The following is a 16,154-nucleotide window of genomic DNA, read 5'->3' on the forward strand; positions in this document are numbered from 1 at the left end:
TAAGTACTTGCCGACCCGAATTTCGTTGGAATTCTGCCGAAGAACATCGGTTTTGTTGAAATGGCCCCAATCCTTTGCGCAGGCGTCACCGTATACAGGGGGCTCAAGTTGAATGGCCCCCCCCCCGGCCAGTGGGTCGCTATTTCCGGTATCGGCGGGCTTTGCCACCTTTCAACCCACACCCCCCCCCCCCCCCGACCCGAATTTCGTTGGAATTCTGCCGAAGAACATCGGTTTTGTTGAAATGGCCCCCATCCTTTGCGCAGGCGTCACCGTATACAAGGGGCTCAAGGTTACTGGCGCCCGCCCCGGCCAGTGGGTCGCTATTTCCGGTATCGGCGGCCTTGGCCACATTGCCATCCAGTATGCGCGCGCCATGGGCCTGCATGTGGCTGCAATTGATTTCGATGACACTAAGCTGGAGCTGGCCCGCAAACTCGGTGCACAACTGACGGTCAATGCACTCAAGGAAGATCCGGCCACAGTGATCCAGCGCGACATTGGCGGCGCTCACGGCGTACTGGTGACGGCGGTGTCCAACAGCGCATTTGGCCAGGCCATTGGTGCCGCACGTCGTGGCGGTACAGTCGCATTGGTGGGGCTGCCACCGGGTGATTTTCCCGCACCGATTTTTGATGTGGTACTCAAGGCCATCAGCATTACCGGCTCAATCGTTGGCACCCGCGCGGACTTGCAGGAAGCGATGGACTTCGCGGGCGAAGGCCTGGTCAACGCAACCTGCAGCACGGATAAACTGGAGAACATCAACAGCATTCTCGACCAAATGCGTGCAGGGAAAATTGAAGGGCGTACGGTTCTGACCTTCTAAAGGTAGCCAAACACAGACCGCTGGCCACAACCCAGGGCCAGCGGCATACATCTTGCTGTACAAGGGTTCATTGCAACCATTGGACTCAGCCTGCGATGCACGCTCAATTGACCACCTTGCATGTGGTTTCCATGATCCTTGCCTATTTCGCCGACACATCAGTTCCAGTCACACGACTGCTTGATGCCAGCGGCATCCGCCCGGAAGACCTCGGCGGCAATGACAGCCGCATCACGCCTCACCAAGAACTGCAGGTGTGCGCAAACGGCTTGGCCGCGCGAGAAGACCTGGGGCTCGAACTCGGCCAGCGCATGCACATTTCCGCCTACGGCATACTCGGTTACGCCGCATTGTCGAGTGCCACCTTTGGTGACGCCTGGCAATTGCTACTGGAGTATCCGGCACTACTGGGCACCTACTTCAAGCTGGACCTACGCATTGAAGGCGAACTGGCCTGGGTCAGCGCCAGCGATTACCAACAGCGCCCGGAGCTTGAAGTCTTCAACACCGAGATGTGCCTGGCCTCCCTGAACACCATCTGCACCGACCTGCTCGGCCAGCCATTGCCCTTGAGCGCAGCACAATTCCAGTACTCACAACCGGCCTACTCGTTCCTGTATGCCAAAAGCTTTGACTGTCCACTGCACTTCAATGCCCAAAGCAATGCCTTTGCCTTTCCCGCCAGTTGGCTTAGCCGACGCTTACCGCTGGCAGATGCAATCACCCACCAAGAAATGTTGATGCGCTGCCGAAAGCTCAATAGCGAGTTCTCTGCCCGGCAACTGTGGCTGGCACGTATTCGCCAATTACTTTCCGAACAATTGGCCAGCTCCCCCGGCCTGGAACAACTGGCGCAGCAGATGCACTGCTCGCCCAGAACCTTGCGCCGCCACTTGCGCGCATTGGGCACCCATTACCAGGAGTTGCTCGATGACCTGCGTTTTGAGCGCGCCAAAGCATTGCTCTGCCAAGAAGGCTGGCCGGTGGGGCGTGTTGCGGAAGAACTGGGGTTCAGTGAAAGCGCCAGTTTTCGCCATGCATTCCAACGCTGGAGCGGGGTTGCCCAAAGCCACTTTCGCTTGTAAGCCGAATAGCCGAGACATGCATGGCCGTTAAATTTGGCCAGATATATCCCCTTTTGGCCATCTGTAGCGTTCTCGCGCACTTCGCTTTAGGAAAAAAATGGAGCCATAACAAATAACTGCAGGGCTTCCCATCATGCTCACAATCTATAGCGACGACCATCACCTCCATCACGGCAGCTGCGAGTTGATCGACGGCAAATTGATGCCCTGTTTTGAGATGCCCAAACGTGCCGACCATATTCTGCAGCGCGTTAAGGACCGCAATATCGGTGAGATTCGCGAACCCCAGGATTTCGGCCGCACGCCCATAGAACGCATTCACACCGCCGACTACCTGAACTTTTTCGAAGGAGCCTGGGCACGCTGGCAAGAACAGGACGGCAACGGGGATCTGCTGCCCTACACCTGGCCCGCGCGTACCCTGAGCCAGCGCTTGCAACCCAGCCTGCACGGGCAACTTGGCTACTACAGCTTCGATGCTGGCGCCCCCATTACCGCAGGCACTTGGCAAGCGGCTTATAGCGCCGCCCAGGTGGCGCTCACCGCCCAACGCGAAATTGCCGACGGCGCGCACTGCGCCTTTGCCCTGTGCCGACCACCAGGCCATCACGCCGCAAGCGATGTAATGGGCGGCTATTGCTACCTCAATAATGCCGCCATTGCCGCACAGGCCTTTATCGACCAAGGCTACAAGCGAGTGGCGATTCTCGATGTCGACTATCACCACGGCAACGGCACCCAATCAATTTTCTACTCTCGCAGCGATGTGTTGTTCACCTCGATCCATGGTGACCCACTGGCTGAGTTTCCCTTCTTCCTCGGCCATGCCGATGAACATGGCGAAGGCGCGGGTGAAGGCTTCAACATCAATTATCCATTGCCTGCCGGCAGTGCCTGGGACAGCTGGGGCGCCGCCCTGGATGACGCCTGCACGCGGATAAACACATTCGACGCCGAGGTGGTCATTGTCTCGCTCGGTGTCGACACCTACAAAGAAGACCCAATCTCGCAATTCAAGCTCGACAGCCCGGATTACCTGAGCATGGGCGAGCGCATTGCCGCAATGGGCTTACCGACGCTGTTTGTCATGGAGGGCGGCTATGCCGTCGAAGCCATCGGCGTCAACGCAGTCAATGTGTTGGAAGGTTTTGAAAATGTCTGCCGACCTAATAATTCGAAGAAGGACGCATGATCATGAAAAAAATCCGCACCCTGATTGGCGCCGCACTCTGCGGCACAGCCATGCTGGCCAGCGCAGCACACGCAGGCGAGCGTGAGTTACGGGTTTATAACTGGGCCGTTTATATTTTGCCGTCGGTGCCAAAAGACTTCGCCAAAAGTACCGGGATCAAGCTGACCTGGGATGTGTTCGACACCAATGAATCACTGGAAGCCAAGCTGCTCACCGGCAACTCGGGCTACGACCTGGTGGTGCCCTCGAACACCTTTCTTGATACTCAAATCAAGGCAGGCGTGTTCCAGAAGCTCGACAAGAGCAAGTTGCCCAACTGGAAGAACCTCGACCCAGAGCTGTTAAAGCTAATGGCAACCAACGACCCGGGCAACGAGCATGCCGTGCCTTACATGTACGGTACGGTAATCATTGGCTTCAACCCGGCCAAGGTGAAAGAGGCGCTCGGCGCCAATGCTCCGGTCGATAGCTGGGATTTGATCTTTAAAGAAGAAAACATCTCCAAGCTCAAGCAATGTGGCGTGGCGATGCTCGACTCACCCGGCGATATCATGCCAATCGCCCTGCATTACCTGGGGCTCAACCCTAACAGCACCAAGAAGGCGGATTACGCTAAAGCCACCGACCTGATGATGAAAATCCGCCCGAATATTGCCTACTTCCACTCGGCCAAATACATGACCGACATTGCCAATGGCAATATCTGCGTAGCCGTCGGTTACTCCGGCAGTTTTTTTAAGTCCGCCAACCGCGCCAAGGAAGTGGGTAACGGTGTCGTAGTCGTTTGGCGCCTGCCGAAAGAGGGCGCCCCCCTGTGGTTTGACTCGTTCGCCATTCCGGCCAGCGCGCAAAACGTCGAGGAAGCCCATGAGTTCCTCAACACCTTGCTCGATCCACAGGTGATCGCATCGACCAGCAACTTCCTCGGCTACCCAAACCCAAACAAGGCCGCATTGCCGCTGATGAAAGCTGAAATCCGCGATAATGCAGGGCTGACGCCTACCGCTGAAGCGCAGAAAACCCTGTACGTGCTGCAACCGCTGCCGCAAAAAGCCGAGCGGATGCGTACCCGCGCCTGGACCAAGATCAAGTCAGGAACCTAAGGCTCAAACGCGGTTGTCGCACCTTCCAAGTAGGGTGCGACAACGCAATGCTTGCCCAGCAACGCCTAGTCCATTCGCCTAGATATCCACAGCCGCGACGGTGGACGAAAAGGCGTCGTCCACCCTACTTTCTGATCTCGCGTAGGGTGCGACAATGCGAAGCTTGTCCACCAAGGCCTGGCCATTCGCCTAGATATCCACAACCACCACGGCGCTCACCCTACTTCGGCTGCCCTACTTCGCCACTTTCCAATTTCCGCCAGAGCAGACGCACCGCGGCTTTGCGCACCAGGGCGCAGCGATATAAGCGAATCTCCAGCGGCGCCCGCCATGCCTGCGCCCCACACACCGCAAGTTCCCCGCGCTGCAACTCGGCATTCACGCTCAAGCGCGGCACCCAGGCTACGCCCATGCCTTGCAGCGCCATGCTTTTGAGGCTGTCCGCCATTGCGGTTTCATACACTGTGGTCGAGCGCAGCGCGCGTTGGCGTAACAACAGATTGACCGAGCGCCCGAGAAACGCACCGGCGGTGTACGCCAGCAATGGCACCGTTTGGCCACTGTCGAGATCAAACAACGGCTGGCCCTGCTCATCCACGGCGCAGACTGGCAACATCTCGGTACTGCCCATATACAGGGACGGGAATATTTCCGGGTCCATTTGCAGAGCGGCGTCGGGATCGTAATAGGCAAGGATCAAGTCGCAACTGCCTTCACGCAGCGAATGCACCGCTTCACCCACGTTGGTCGCCACCAGGCGAGTGTTGAGCGGCAAACCCTCACGGCGCAAGCGGGCGATCCATTCAGGGAAGAATCCAAGGGTCAGCGAGTGCGCAGCTGCAATTTGCAACACCTCGCCCTGCTTGCCCTCAAGGTTATGCAGATGTCGAACGACCTCGCCCAACTGCTCAACCATGCTGCGCGCCGTGACCAGAAACAGCTGCCCGGCCTCAGTCAACTCGATCGGAGTACAGGAACGGTTGATCAGGGTCAGCCCGAGCATTGACTCAAGGCTGCGAATCCGCCGGCTGAACGCTGGCTGGGTGACGAATCGCTTCTCCGCCGCACGCGAGAAACTGCGCGTGGTCGCCAGCGCGACAAAGTCTTCCAGCCACTTGGTTTCCAGATTCATCAATCCCTCAGCATCAGGTTTAGCGCTTCAAAAGTTATCCACAGGCCGGCTTAAAGCTCCCGAGAAACGGCAAGCATTACTCGGGCAGGCCTTCGCTCAACGTCTGCCAGCCCTTGCAAGTCACATCGACATTATGCCGATTACGCATAGCATAGCGTTTAACAGCATTGGCTTGAATATCGGTGAAGTCCTTACCCTATAAGGCATGGCGATACCTCTCGCCGAAATCAGAGATTTCCTCAATCATGTCCGCTGCTGCATCATTCCGCGTTGAAAAAGACCTGCTAGGCACCCTTGAAGTCCCAAGCGAGGCCTATTACGGCATCCAAACCCTGCGTGCCGTAAACAACTTCCGTCTTTCTGGCGTACCACTGGCCCACTATCCGAAGTTGGTCACTGCTTTGGCGATGGTCAAGCAAGCAGCAGCCGATGCCAACAACCAGCTGGGCCACCTCAGCGACGAAAAGCACGCGGCCATTAGCGAAGCCTGCGCCCGGATTATCCGCGGCGATTTCCATGATGAGTTCGTGGTCGACATGATCCAGGGCGGCGCCGGTACATCGACCAACATGAACGCCAACGAAGTGATTGCCAACATTGCGCTCGAAGCCATGGGCAAGCAAAAAGGCGAGTATGGGTTCTTGCATCCAAACAACGATGTAAACATGGCGCAATCAACCAACGACGCCTATCCAACCGCGATTCGCCTGGGCTTGCTGCTCGGCCACGACACCTTGCTGGCCAGCCTCGACAGCCTGATTCATGCATTCGCCGCCAAAGGTGAAGAGTTCGCCCATGTCTTGAAGATGGGCCGTACCCAGTTGCAAGACGCCGTGCCCATGACCTTGGGCCAGGAATTCCGCGCTTTCGCCAACACCCTGGGTGAAGACCTTGCACGCCTGCGCAGCCTGGCGCCGGAACTGTTGACTGAAATCAACCTCGGCGGCACGGCAATCGGCACCGGCATCAATGCTGACCCTGGCTACCAATTGCTCGCGGTCGAGCGCTTGGCGGCGATCAGCGGACAGCCTCTGGTTCCGGCGGCTGACTTGATCGAAGCTACCTCCGACATGGGCGCCTTCGTCTTGTTCTCGGGCATGCTCAAGCGCACCGCGGTGAAGCTGTCGAAGATCTGTAACGACCTGCGCCTGCTGTCCAGCGGCCCTCGTACCGGCATCAATGAAATCAACCTGCCGCCGCGTCAGCCGGGCAGCTCGATCATGCCGGGCAAGGTCAACCCGGTCATCCCGGAAGCGGTCAACCAAGTGGCATTCGAAGTAATAGGTAACGACCTTGCACTGACCTTGGCGGCTGAAGGGGGTCAGCTGCAGCTCAACGTCATGGAACCGCTGATCGCCTATAAGATCTTCGACTCGATCCGCCTCCTGCAGCGCGCCATGGACATGCTGCGCGAGCATTGCATCGTCGGCATCAGCGCCAACGAAGCACATTGCCGTCAACTGATGGAAAACTCCATCGGCCTGATTACCGCGCTGAATCCGTATATCGGTTACGAAAATGCCACCCGTATCGCCAAGCTCGCCCTGGAAAGCGGCCGCGGCGTGCTGGAGTTGGTGCGCGAAGAAAAACTCCTGGATGACGGCACCCTTGACGACATCCTGCGCCCGGAAAACATGATTGCCCCGCGCCTGGTACCGCTTAAGGCCTAACCCTAACTTTCCGACGAAAACACCCAACCAGGGGAAAACATAGGGAGAAAACGCAGCGAACGCTCGGTAAACTGCGCGCCCTTTGTATTCCCCTGCCGTCACCGCTCACTGTATTTCCCTGCACATCTGGATTCAGCCCATGGGGCTGAACGTCCAGTGATCAGATGCAGGTTGAACATTCGCGCGTGGCCAGCAGGCGAACAGCCGACGGATCAATCATGACCATGACCCCGTTGGCCTGACTATGCAGGTTACGAGCATCCTTCAAGATCGCACAGACGGTCTGCTCAACAACAGTTACTGAAATGGTGAAACGCATGACTCAGAGTTCTAAAACCGCGACACCGCTGGGCCGCTGGAAACGTCTACAACTGTGGCACAAGATCCTCATCGGCCTGGTGCTTGGTGTTGCCACCGGCGCAATCTTCAAGGAAGACGCGCTGGTATTGGCACCCATCGGCACCCTGTTTCTCAATGCCATCAAGATGCTGATCGTGCCACTGGTGTTTGTTTCGCTGGTATCGGGCATCACCTCCATGCAGGACTCCGCAAAGCTTGGGCGGATCAGCATCAAAACCATCTCGATCTACATGGTCACCACCGCATTCGCAGTCAGCATCGGCCTGCTGTTTGGTGCGGTATTCACTCCGGGTGACGGCCTCAATATGATTGCCAGTGGCCAGGAGACTGCCAAAGAGGCGCCATCGCTGGTCTCCATCCTGGTTGGCCTGGTGCCAAGCAACCCGGTGACCGCTTTTGCCGAGGGCAACGTACTGCAGATCATCGTGTTCGCCATCGCGATTGGCGTGAGCATGAACCTGGTCGGTGAGAAGGCCACCCCGGCCATCAAGCTGTTCGATAGCCTGGCCGAGACCTTCTACAAGCTGACCGACCTGATCATGGGCCTTGCACCCTATGGCGTGTTTGCCTTGATCGCCGGCGTAGTGGGTAGCCACGGCGCCGAAGTGCTGCTGCCACTGGCCGAAGTAATAGGGGTGATCTATCTCGCCAGTATCGCCCATGTGGTGTTGGTCTACGGCGGACTGATTGGTTTGCTCGCGCGCTTGAGCCCAATGCGCTTCCTGCGTGGTATTGCGCCTGCACTGGCGGTTGCATTCAGTACCTCAAGCAGTTCGGGCACCCTGCCAATCTCGATTGAGTGCGCGCGCAAGAACCTCGGCGTGTCACAGGGCGTGGCGGGCTTCGTTCTACCGGTTGGCGCCACCATCAACATGGATGGCACGGCGATCTATCAAGGTGTGCTGGCGCTGTTTATTGCCCAGGCCTTCGGCGTTGACCTGGGCGCGGGCCAGTACATGATGATCATCCTCACCGCCACGCTGGCGTCCATCGGTACAGCCGGTGTACCTGGCGCAGGCTTGATTATGCTTGGCCTGGTGCTGACCGCTGCGGGCCTGCCGCTTGAGGGTGTTGCCTTGATTGCCGGTATCGACCGCATCCTCGATATGGCGCGCACCACAGTCAACGTCGCAGGCGACTTGATGACCACAACCCTGGTTGGCCGCAGCGAAAAAGAACTGGATGTCGAGATCTACAACAGCCCCAATCACGACGGCACCCAGTAACGACAGGCGCAAATGGGTTTATTCGATTTCGAATAAACCCTGGCGGATGCGTGCGCCAGCCAGGCGTTGGCGCACGTCATCATCAATGCGCGGATCATCGGGCGCATAGAGCATCACCTGGCGATAGGTGTTTACCCGGTTGATGTCGGTACCAAGAAACTCCCAGACCACCCGCGTACAGGCAGGCGTGCGCTGATCACCACTGGAGACGCCAGTCTTCAGGCCATTCAAACGGGTGATGCGACTTTTGAAGCTGGGAATCAGTATGGTCTGGCTCATTTCATTGCCGGTCAGGCTTTCGTAATCGATCAGAAACACCCGGTCCTGCAAGTAGAACGCCGCGCCCAGATAACGGCAGCGCACCAAATCCTCGGCTCCACCGCCACGCGCCCTTTCCTGGCGCTCCTGACGTTCAAATACAAAGCTGCCACGCTCTTCACGCAAATGCACCAGCGACAACAAGATCTGCCCCGGCACCGACATGCAATTGGAATATTCAAAGTAGTAGCCGCAATAGCGCGACAGGTCATTTGAGTGCTCGCTGAGCGACTCGAACAGCTCAAGCAGTGGTGCGCCTGCCGATGCGCTTGCCGCACTGTTGTCACGGGCCCCGATCAACCGGGCGAACTGCTCCTGCGGCAGGACCAACTCATAGTCCTCGACCCCAAAAAAATCGCAGATTCGCTTCAGGTTATGGGCTGTTGGCCTGCTCTGGCTCGCGAGATAGCGATTTAATTGCGCCCGATTGATTGCGAGTTTGCGACACACCTCGGCAATTGAGCGGTAGTGACTGCACAGCAGCTTGAGGTTGGCGCCAAACGAATCCGACATGCGGCTGTTCCAGTCGAAGTAAGTGACGCGATAGTAGCATCAAATAGCATCACATCACTGCAACCTGCGAAATTGTTTGAAACATTCGCATCTACAATCATTGAAAAAGGTCCGCAGAGGCCAACTTCAATCAGAACAACAAAGAGTGACTGCCCTTATGCTCGATTTACTCAATGACCTCATCTGGAGCAAGCTGCTGATCGTGATGCTGATCGGCCTTGGCCTGTTCTTCACCATCGCTTCGCGCTTCGTTCAATTCCGCTATTTCGGCAGCATGTTCAGCATCTTTGCCGAGGCATTCAAGCGTCAGCCTGGTCAACTCAGCTCGTTCCAGGCCCTGATGCTGTCCGTTGCCGGACGCGTCGGCGCAGGCAACATTGCCGGTGTATCGGTGGCGATTATCCTTGGCGGCCCTGGCGCCATTTTCTGGATGTGGGTCGTGGCACTGGTCGGCATGGCAACCAGCTACTTCGAGTGTTCGATCGCCCAGCTATACAAGCGTCGCGAGCCCGATGGCGGCTATCGTGGCGGTCCGGCATTCTATATCGAGCATGGCTTGGGCCAGCGCTGGCTGGGTATTCTGGTTTCGATCCTGCTGCTGATGACCTTCGGCTTCGGCTTTAACGCGGTGCAATCCTACACAGTTGCCAGTTCGCTGCACGACACCTTCGGCGTGCCGACCTATATCAGCGGCGTGGTGCTGATGGCCGTGATCGGCATGATCATCTTTGGCGGCATCAAGCGTATCGCCAAGTTTGCTGATGTCCTGGTCCCGGTAATGGCGTTCTCATACATCGCCATGGCTCTGTTCGTTATCGGCAGCAACGCTGATCGCATCCCGGAAGTCTTCACCCTGATTTTCCGCAGTGCATTTGGCCTTGAGCCCGCCTTTGCTGGCGGTATCGGCGCCGCCATCATCATGGGCGTCAAGCGCGGCCTGTTCTCCAACGAAGCAGGTTTGGGCAGCGCACCGAACGTCGCCGCCGTTGCCGAGGTTCCACACCCGGTCGCACAAGGCATCGTGCAGTCGCTCAGTGTATTTATCGACACCATCATCCTGTGCAGCTGCACTGCGCTGATCATTCTGCTCTCGGGCGTGTATCAGCCAGGCAGTGAAATGGCCGGGGTTCTGCTGACACAAACTGCTGTCGCCAGCGTGGTCGGTGAATGGGGCCGTGTATTTATCAGCGTGGCCTTGCTCCTGTTCGTGTTCACCACTCTGATCTACAACTACTACCTGGGTGAAAACGCGCTGGGCTTTTTCACCCAAAAACGTATGCCAGTCATGGTTTACCGGGTTATGGTTGCAGTGTTGGTGTTCTGGGGCTCGGTACAGGACCTCGGCACTGTATTCGCCTTCGCTGACGTGACCATGGGCTTGCTGGCCATCTGCAACCTGATCGCTTTGGCGCTGCTGTTCAAGGTTGGCATGCGCTTGATGCGTGACTACGACAGGCAGATGAAAGCAGGGGTCAAGTCTCCCGTATTCGACCCCAAGGAGTTCAGTGACCTTGACCTCGACCCAGCTGTTTGGGCGCAACTGAAGGACACTGCTACCAAGTCAGCTTAAGGCTGGAGCGCCCGGACAGGCTCAGGGAACGGCCTGTTACAACATTATTTGTAACCACAAAAGGGGGCTTGATAGCCCCCTTTTGTTATCCCGCAGTTATTGAGGAGCGACCATGGCCGCTTGCGAAAAACTCCTTGTGCTCTACACCGGCGGCACCATTGGCATGCAGCAAAGTGCCGATGGCCTGGCCCCGGCGTCAGGATTCGAAGCCCGTGTTCGTGCACAACAATCCGAGGAAGGCCAGGACCAGCTGCCCGATTGGGTTTTCAGCGAATTGCTGCCACCAATCGACAGCGCCAACATGAGCCAGGCCAACTGGCTGGCAATGGTTGATGCAATTGTTGAGGGCATCGAAAAACACAGCTGCGATGGCGTGCTGGTGCTGCAAGGCACAGACACCCTGGCCTACAGTGCTGCAGCATTGAGCTTCCTGTTGCTGGGCTTGCCAGTGCCAGTGGTATTGACCGGCGCCATGCTGCCCGCGGGCACCGAAGGTAGCGATGCCTGGGGCAATTTGTTCGGCGCCATGCGCGCGCTGCATCAAGGCCAGGCCAGTGGCGTGCAGGTATATTTCAATGGTGCATTGATGCATGGCGCACGCGTCAGCAAACTGCAAAGTGACGCCTTTGATGCATTCACCGTATTACCGCGTCAGCGGATCAGTCCGCGTGCCGGGCAGATACCGCAGGCCATTGGCTATCGCCAGGCACGTCATCCGGTAAACATTGCCGTACTGCCTTTCTACCCTGGCATTCAGGCAGAGCACATCAGCGCCCTGCTTGGCAGCGGCGTCCAAGCCTTGCTGCTTGAATGCTACGGCAGCGGCACTGGCCCCTCGGACAACGCGGCGCTGCTGACTGCACTAAAAACCGCGCATGCCAGTGGTGTTGTGCTCGCGGCAATCAGCCAATGCCCGCAAGGTCATGTTGAATTTGGCGTCTATGCCGCCGGCAGCCAGTTGCAAGCTGCCGGACTGGTCTCTGCCGGAGGCATGACTCGCGAAGCGGCCCTGGGCAAGTTATTCTCCTTGCTCGGTGCTGGCCTCGAGCCAAAAGAGGTCGAGCATTGGTTCAACCTTGACCTGTGCGGTGAACGCGCTGACTGATCAGCGCGCCAGCTCGCACTCAAACAACAATAATAATTCACAGGAGGACAGCAAATGGCCGCCCGTATCGAAGTCGAAGTTCGCCCAGTCAGCGCCGACGACCACGCTGCCTGGCTACCGTTGTGGCAAGGCTATCAACGTTTCTACATGACCGAGATTCCGGCCGAGGCCAGCGAGGTTAACTGGCAACGCTTTCTCGATCCTGACGAGCCCATCCATGCAGCACTGGCCTGGCATGATGGCCAAGCGATCGGCCTGGTCCACTGGGTCTACCACCGCTCAACCTGGACCGTGGGTGACTACTGCTACCTGCAGGACTTGTTCATCGACAAAAATGTGCGCAGCAATGGTGTCGGGCGCCAACTGATCGAGTTTGTTTACGCCCAAGCGCAACAGGCCAACTGCTCACGCGCCTACTGGCTGACCCACGAGAGTAACAGCAAAGCCATGTTGCTCTATGAGCGCATAGCCGAGCGCTCGGGCTTTATCCAGTACCGCAAGCAGTTCAAGTAAGGCTCAGGCAAGCACAAAGCACTGCTGATCATTCGACTGGCGGTAGCCCGGGATAGCGCGGCAAGTCATCGGCAAACTTGGCCCAGGACAGATGTTCCGAATGCCAATAGTGCAATGTCGGGGTCAGCGCCTGGGGGTTGTCGAGGCTGCCGATGCTGATATCGATCAAGCCGGGCAGAAAGCTCGCGATAAACGAAACCTGGGTACCGCAGTGCTCGCAAAAGCCACGCTGCGCATCTGCCGAAGATGCATACAGCCTGGGCTGCGCCTGGGTGAAACGGACTTGCCCCTGTTGATACATCGCCCAGGCTACAGCCGGTGCCGCATGCGCCCGACGACACATTGTGCAGTGACAGATCGCGATCATCAGCGGTTCGCCTTCCAGCGAATATCGCACTGCACCGCACTGGCACCCACCTTCGATTTTTGGCTCGGACATATCCAGGCTCCCAGTCTATGGATAGGAAAGACTAGTAGAGCCCATGGAAATATTTATTCCAATTAGACAGCTGTTACAAAACTGTAAGACAAGCTCGTTATAAAAAGCGGCTATCCCTAATAACAAGGACAGCACGCTGCCATGCATTTGCGACCGACCCACCTTGCCCGCTGTATTGCCCTTAGCCTGTTCGCTGGCGTGACTACCCAGGCGCTCGCAGTCGACCTGACTATCAGTGACGCGGTCAGCGACAGCCAGGAACTGGGCGGTGAAAGCAGCCTGACCATCAGCGACAGCGGCAGCGTCATCACTAAAAAGGACCCCGCCGTGTTACTCAAGGGCGACACCAGCGGCTCAGGTGTGACTATCGAAAACAGCGGCATCCTGCAATCAAGCAAGGATCGCGGCATCGATAGCGATGACGGCGACGGCCCGGCGCGCAACTATCAAATCATCAACCGCGCAGGTGCAACCATAGATGCCGCCAAGCAAGGCATTCGCATCGACGGCGACTTCGCCGGCAGCAGGGTAAGGATCGACAACGCGGGCACCATCACCTCCCAAGACGACCGGGCGATAATGCTCAAGGCGCTGCAAACCGATGTAAAAATCGACATCCTCAACCGCGAGACAGGCATCATCCATGGCGTGGTTGAAGACGGGATGCGTCTCGGTGCCAACGCTACGGTGATCAACTATGGCGAGATCAGCAGCGGCGACATGACCGACGATGAAGCCAAGTTCGACGGTATCGACTTCGACGAATCAAGCGGTGGCAAGGTGGAAAACCACGGTTTGATCAGCGGTGGTCGCCACGGCATCACCACAGATTTGGGCGCCGAACTGATCAACTACCAAGATGGCGTGATAATCGGCCGCAACGGCTCGGGTTTCGGCTCTGACGGCGACGGCAAGGGCACCAACTACGGGCGCATCACCGGCAGCTACAACGGCATTGCACCCAATGGCGACGGCGATGGCGTGGATATCGACGGCCAAGGCTACATCGACAACCATGGCATCATCGAAGGCACGGGCGCAGGCGGCGAGAAAGACGGCGCTGCCAATACCGGCGAAGGGATCGCCATGGGCGGCGGCACCATTATCAACCGCGAAGGCGCAACCATCAGCGGCGCCGCCAATGCCATCCTGATTGACGACAGCGCAACGGGCGGCGCCCCGTTTGCCACCTTCCTCGAAAACCACGGCAGCATCCTCGGCCTTGATGGCGACGGCGTGCGCATTATCGGCGACCAAGCCGACAACGTGATCAATAATGGGCTGATCAGCGGCGCCAGCGGCTTGGCACTGGACCTCGGCGGCGGTGATGACAACCTGACACTGGGCACGCACAGCCAGTTTGTCGGCTTGGTCGATGGCGGCGAAGGCCGTGACAGCCTGACCCTGGATGATACTGCTGGCGGCAGCTTCGGCAACAGCCAGAATTTTGAATGGCTGGCCGTCAAACAGGGCACGTGGACCATCACCAGCGATGATTTCAACGAAGGCGGTGAGGTTCAGAGCAGCGCCGGGCTGATCAACCAAGGTCACATCGGCGGCACCTTGAACGTTAAGCCAGGCGCCACCTACAGCGGCGCAGGCCAGTTGCAGAACCTCAATCTTGAGGCGGGCTCAACACTTGCTTTCGCCGTCGCAGCGGATGGCAGCCACACGCCCGTGCAGGTCAATGGCAGCGCGCAGGTCAATGGCGCCAAACTGGATGTTCGCGCGGGCAGTGGCGACTATCCAAAACAAAGTAGCTACAGCGTAATTAACGCAACTGAAGGTGTAACGGGCGAGTTTGCCAGCGTCAGCAGCAATTTTGCCTTTCTCACGCCAACGCTGTCCTACACGGCCAATAGTGTTGAGCTTGAACTGCAGCGCAACGATGTCGCCTTCAGTGACCTGGCCAGCGGCGCAAATGCTGCAAATGCCGCGCAGCGCATCACCGCCAGCAGCAACCCTGTGCTCTACAACGCATTGCTAAGCAGTGATGCAAGTAGCGCCAGCGCAGGTCTGGAACAACTGGCTGGCGCCAGCAACGCCAGCCTGGCCAATGCCACGCTGGCGGGCAGCAGCCAGATCGGCAGCGCCATGCTCGGCGCCATGCAGCAACTCGGTGGCGGCATGAGTGGCAACCTGCAAAGCGCGATCAACCTGCAAGACGGCCCGCTGCTAGCCGCCAATGGCCTGCCCAATGAAGCACGCAACCTTAATGATCCAAATGCTCAAGGCCGGCTTTGGGTCCAGGCATTGGGCAGTAACGGTACGCTCGACGGCAACAATGGCAGCCATGATATCGACCAGAATACCGGCGGCGCGGTGATCGGCACCGACTGGGCCCTGAATGGTCAATGGCGTTTAGGGGTACTGGCCGGTTACTCAAACACCGATATCGACGCAGGCTCAGATGCGGATGGCAACGTCGACAGCTACCACATTGGCACCTATGCCTTACGTCAAAGCGGTGCCTATAGCTTGCGCCTCGGTGCGGCGTACAGCAGCCATGATGGCGACAGCGAGCGCGAAGTCAATTTCAATGGTTTTAACGACAGCGTTCGCGGTGATTACGACGCCGACAGCCTGCAAGCCTTCGCTGAACTCGGCTACGCCATCAACAGCGGCAAACTGCAGGCAGAGCCTTACGCCAACCTCGGCTATCAACGCTATGAACGCGACAGCTACAACGAAAAAGGTGGCCCGGCCGCATTGCATGTTGAGTCACAGGACCAGGACAACATGACCAGCACCCTTGGCCTGCGCATTGCCCGCTTCGACACCCTGGACAACGGCATGAGCTTCACCCCACGCCTGGGCGTGGGCTGGCGCCATGTTTATGGGGATGTCGACAGCAACACGCGCCAGTCATTCCTCAGTGGCGGCACGGCTTTCAGCGTTGAAGGCAGCGCCCTGGACCGCAATAGCATGCTCGTGGAGGCAGGCTTCGACGTCGGCATCAGCGCCAGGCAAAACCTCGGCCTGGCCTACACTGGCCAACTCGGCAATGACTCGCGCAACCATGCCTTGATGGTGCAGTGGCAACTGGGTTTTTAATAGCAAATATCAGTTGTACATAACAAAGGGGCAGACCAAGGTTCT

General features: G+C 57.9%; 13 protein-coding genes and 1 pseudogene. 10 read left to right on the forward strand and 4 right to left on the reverse strand.

What is annotated here, in order from left to right:
* Positions 1-196: 196 nt before the first annotated feature.
* The 4 genes and pseudogenes from PSES9_RS23590 to PSES9_RS0113695 all read left to right on the forward strand — a co-directional run.
* Positions 197-829, forward strand: a pseudogene (locus tag PSES9_RS23590) (zinc-binding dehydrogenase); the annotation flags it as partial.
* 95 nt (positions 830-924) lie between these two features.
* The gene (locus tag PSES9_RS0113685) at positions 925-1,914 is read left to right on the forward strand and encodes an AraC family transcriptional regulator (RefSeq protein ID WP_010487742.1); all 990 of its coding nucleotides are present in this window, start codon (positions 925-927) and stop codon (positions 1,912-1,914) included.
* Positions 1,915-2,047: 133 nt separating this feature from the next.
* The gene (locus PSES9_RS0113690; protein ID WP_010487743.1) at positions 2,048-3,106 is read left to right on the forward strand and encodes a histone deacetylase family protein; all 1,059 of its coding nucleotides are present in this window, start codon (positions 2,048-2,050) and stop codon (positions 3,104-3,106) included.
* 2 nt (positions 3,107-3,108) lie between these two features.
* Positions 3,109-4,209 (forward strand): polyamine ABC transporter substrate-binding protein, encoded by a 1,101-nt coding sequence (locus PSES9_RS0113695; protein WP_010487744.1) that lies wholly within the window; start codon positions 3,109-3,111, stop codon positions 4,207-4,209.
* Positions 4,210-4,429: 220 nt separating this feature from the next.
* Here the strand turns inward: PSES9_RS0113695 and PSES9_RS0113700 are convergent, their stop codons facing one another.
* The gene (locus tag PSES9_RS0113700; protein ID WP_010487745.1) at positions 4,430-5,341 is read right to left on the reverse strand and encodes a LysR substrate-binding domain-containing protein; all 912 of its coding nucleotides are present in this window, start codon (positions 5,339-5,341) and stop codon (positions 4,430-4,432) included.
* Between the two features lie 245 nt (positions 5,342-5,586).
* Between PSES9_RS0113700 and PSES9_RS0113705 the strand changes: the two genes are divergently transcribed.
* Positions 5,587-7,011 (forward strand): aspartate ammonia-lyase, encoded by a 1,425-nt coding sequence (locus PSES9_RS0113705; RefSeq protein ID WP_010487746.1) that lies wholly within the window; start codon positions 5,587-5,589, stop codon positions 7,009-7,011.
* 160 nt (positions 7,012-7,171) lie between these two features.
* On the opposite strand, the gene PSES9_RS25075 is transcribed toward PSES9_RS0113705, so the two are convergent.
* The gene (locus tag PSES9_RS25075; protein WP_157998247.1) at positions 7,172-7,330 is read right to left on the reverse strand and encodes a hypothetical protein; all 159 of its coding nucleotides are present in this window, start codon (positions 7,328-7,330) and stop codon (positions 7,172-7,174) included.
* Between PSES9_RS25075 and PSES9_RS0113715 the strand changes: the two genes are divergently transcribed.
* Positions 7,329-8,597, forward strand: coding sequence for a dicarboxylate/amino acid:cation symporter (locus PSES9_RS0113715; RefSeq protein WP_010487747.1), 1,269 nt, complete (start codon positions 7,329-7,331; stop codon positions 8,595-8,597). The genes PSES9_RS25075 and PSES9_RS0113715 overlap by 2 nt on opposite strands.
* Before the next feature lie 18 nt (positions 8,598-8,615).
* Here the strand turns inward: PSES9_RS0113715 and PSES9_RS0113720 are convergent, their stop codons facing one another.
* A complete protein-coding gene (locus tag PSES9_RS0113720; RefSeq protein WP_010487748.1) occupies positions 8,616-9,428 on the reverse strand; it encodes a helix-turn-helix domain-containing protein in 813 nt (270 codons plus the stop codon).
* Between the two features lie 157 nt (positions 9,429-9,585).
* Here PSES9_RS0113720 and PSES9_RS0113725 point away from each other — a divergent pair, with 157 nt between their 5' ends.
* The 3 genes from PSES9_RS0113725 to PSES9_RS0113735 all read left to right on the forward strand — a co-directional run bounded on the left by PSES9_RS0113725 (position 9,586) and on the right by PSES9_RS0113735 (position 12,616).
* Positions 9,586-10,998, forward strand: a complete 1,413-nt coding sequence (locus tag PSES9_RS0113725; protein ID WP_010487749.1) for an alanine/glycine:cation symporter family protein — start codon at positions 9,586-9,588, stop codon at positions 10,996-10,998.
* A gap of 112 nt (positions 10,999-11,110) precedes the next feature.
* The gene (locus PSES9_RS0113730; protein WP_010487750.1) at positions 11,111-12,103 is read left to right on the forward strand and encodes an asparaginase; all 993 of its coding nucleotides are present in this window, start codon (positions 11,111-11,113) and stop codon (positions 12,101-12,103) included.
* A gap of 54 nt (positions 12,104-12,157) precedes the next feature.
* Entirely contained in the window at positions 12,158-12,616 is a 459-nt protein-coding gene (locus PSES9_RS0113735; RefSeq protein WP_010487751.1) for a GNAT family N-acetyltransferase, read from the forward strand.
* A 28-nt stretch (positions 12,617-12,644) separates the two neighbouring features.
* Here the strand turns inward: PSES9_RS0113735 and PSES9_RS0113740 are convergent, their stop codons facing one another.
* The gene (locus PSES9_RS0113740; protein WP_010487752.1) at positions 12,645-13,055 is read right to left on the reverse strand and encodes a GFA family protein; all 411 of its coding nucleotides are present in this window, start codon (positions 13,053-13,055) and stop codon (positions 12,645-12,647) included.
* A 141-nt stretch (positions 13,056-13,196) separates the two neighbouring features.
* On the opposite strand from PSES9_RS0113740, the gene PSES9_RS0113745 reads away from it, so the two are divergent.
* Complete coding sequence (locus tag PSES9_RS0113745) at positions 13,197-16,109, forward strand: autotransporter family protein (protein ID WP_010487753.1); 2,913 nt, start codon at positions 13,197-13,199, stop codon at positions 16,107-16,109.
* Positions 16,110-16,154 lie beyond the last annotated feature (45 nt).

Origin of the sequence: Pseudomonas sp. S9, from assembly GCF_000222125.1 — a bacterium.
Lineage (GTDB): Bacteria > Pseudomonadota > Gammaproteobacteria > Pseudomonadales > Pseudomonadaceae > Aquipseudomonas > Aquipseudomonas segetis.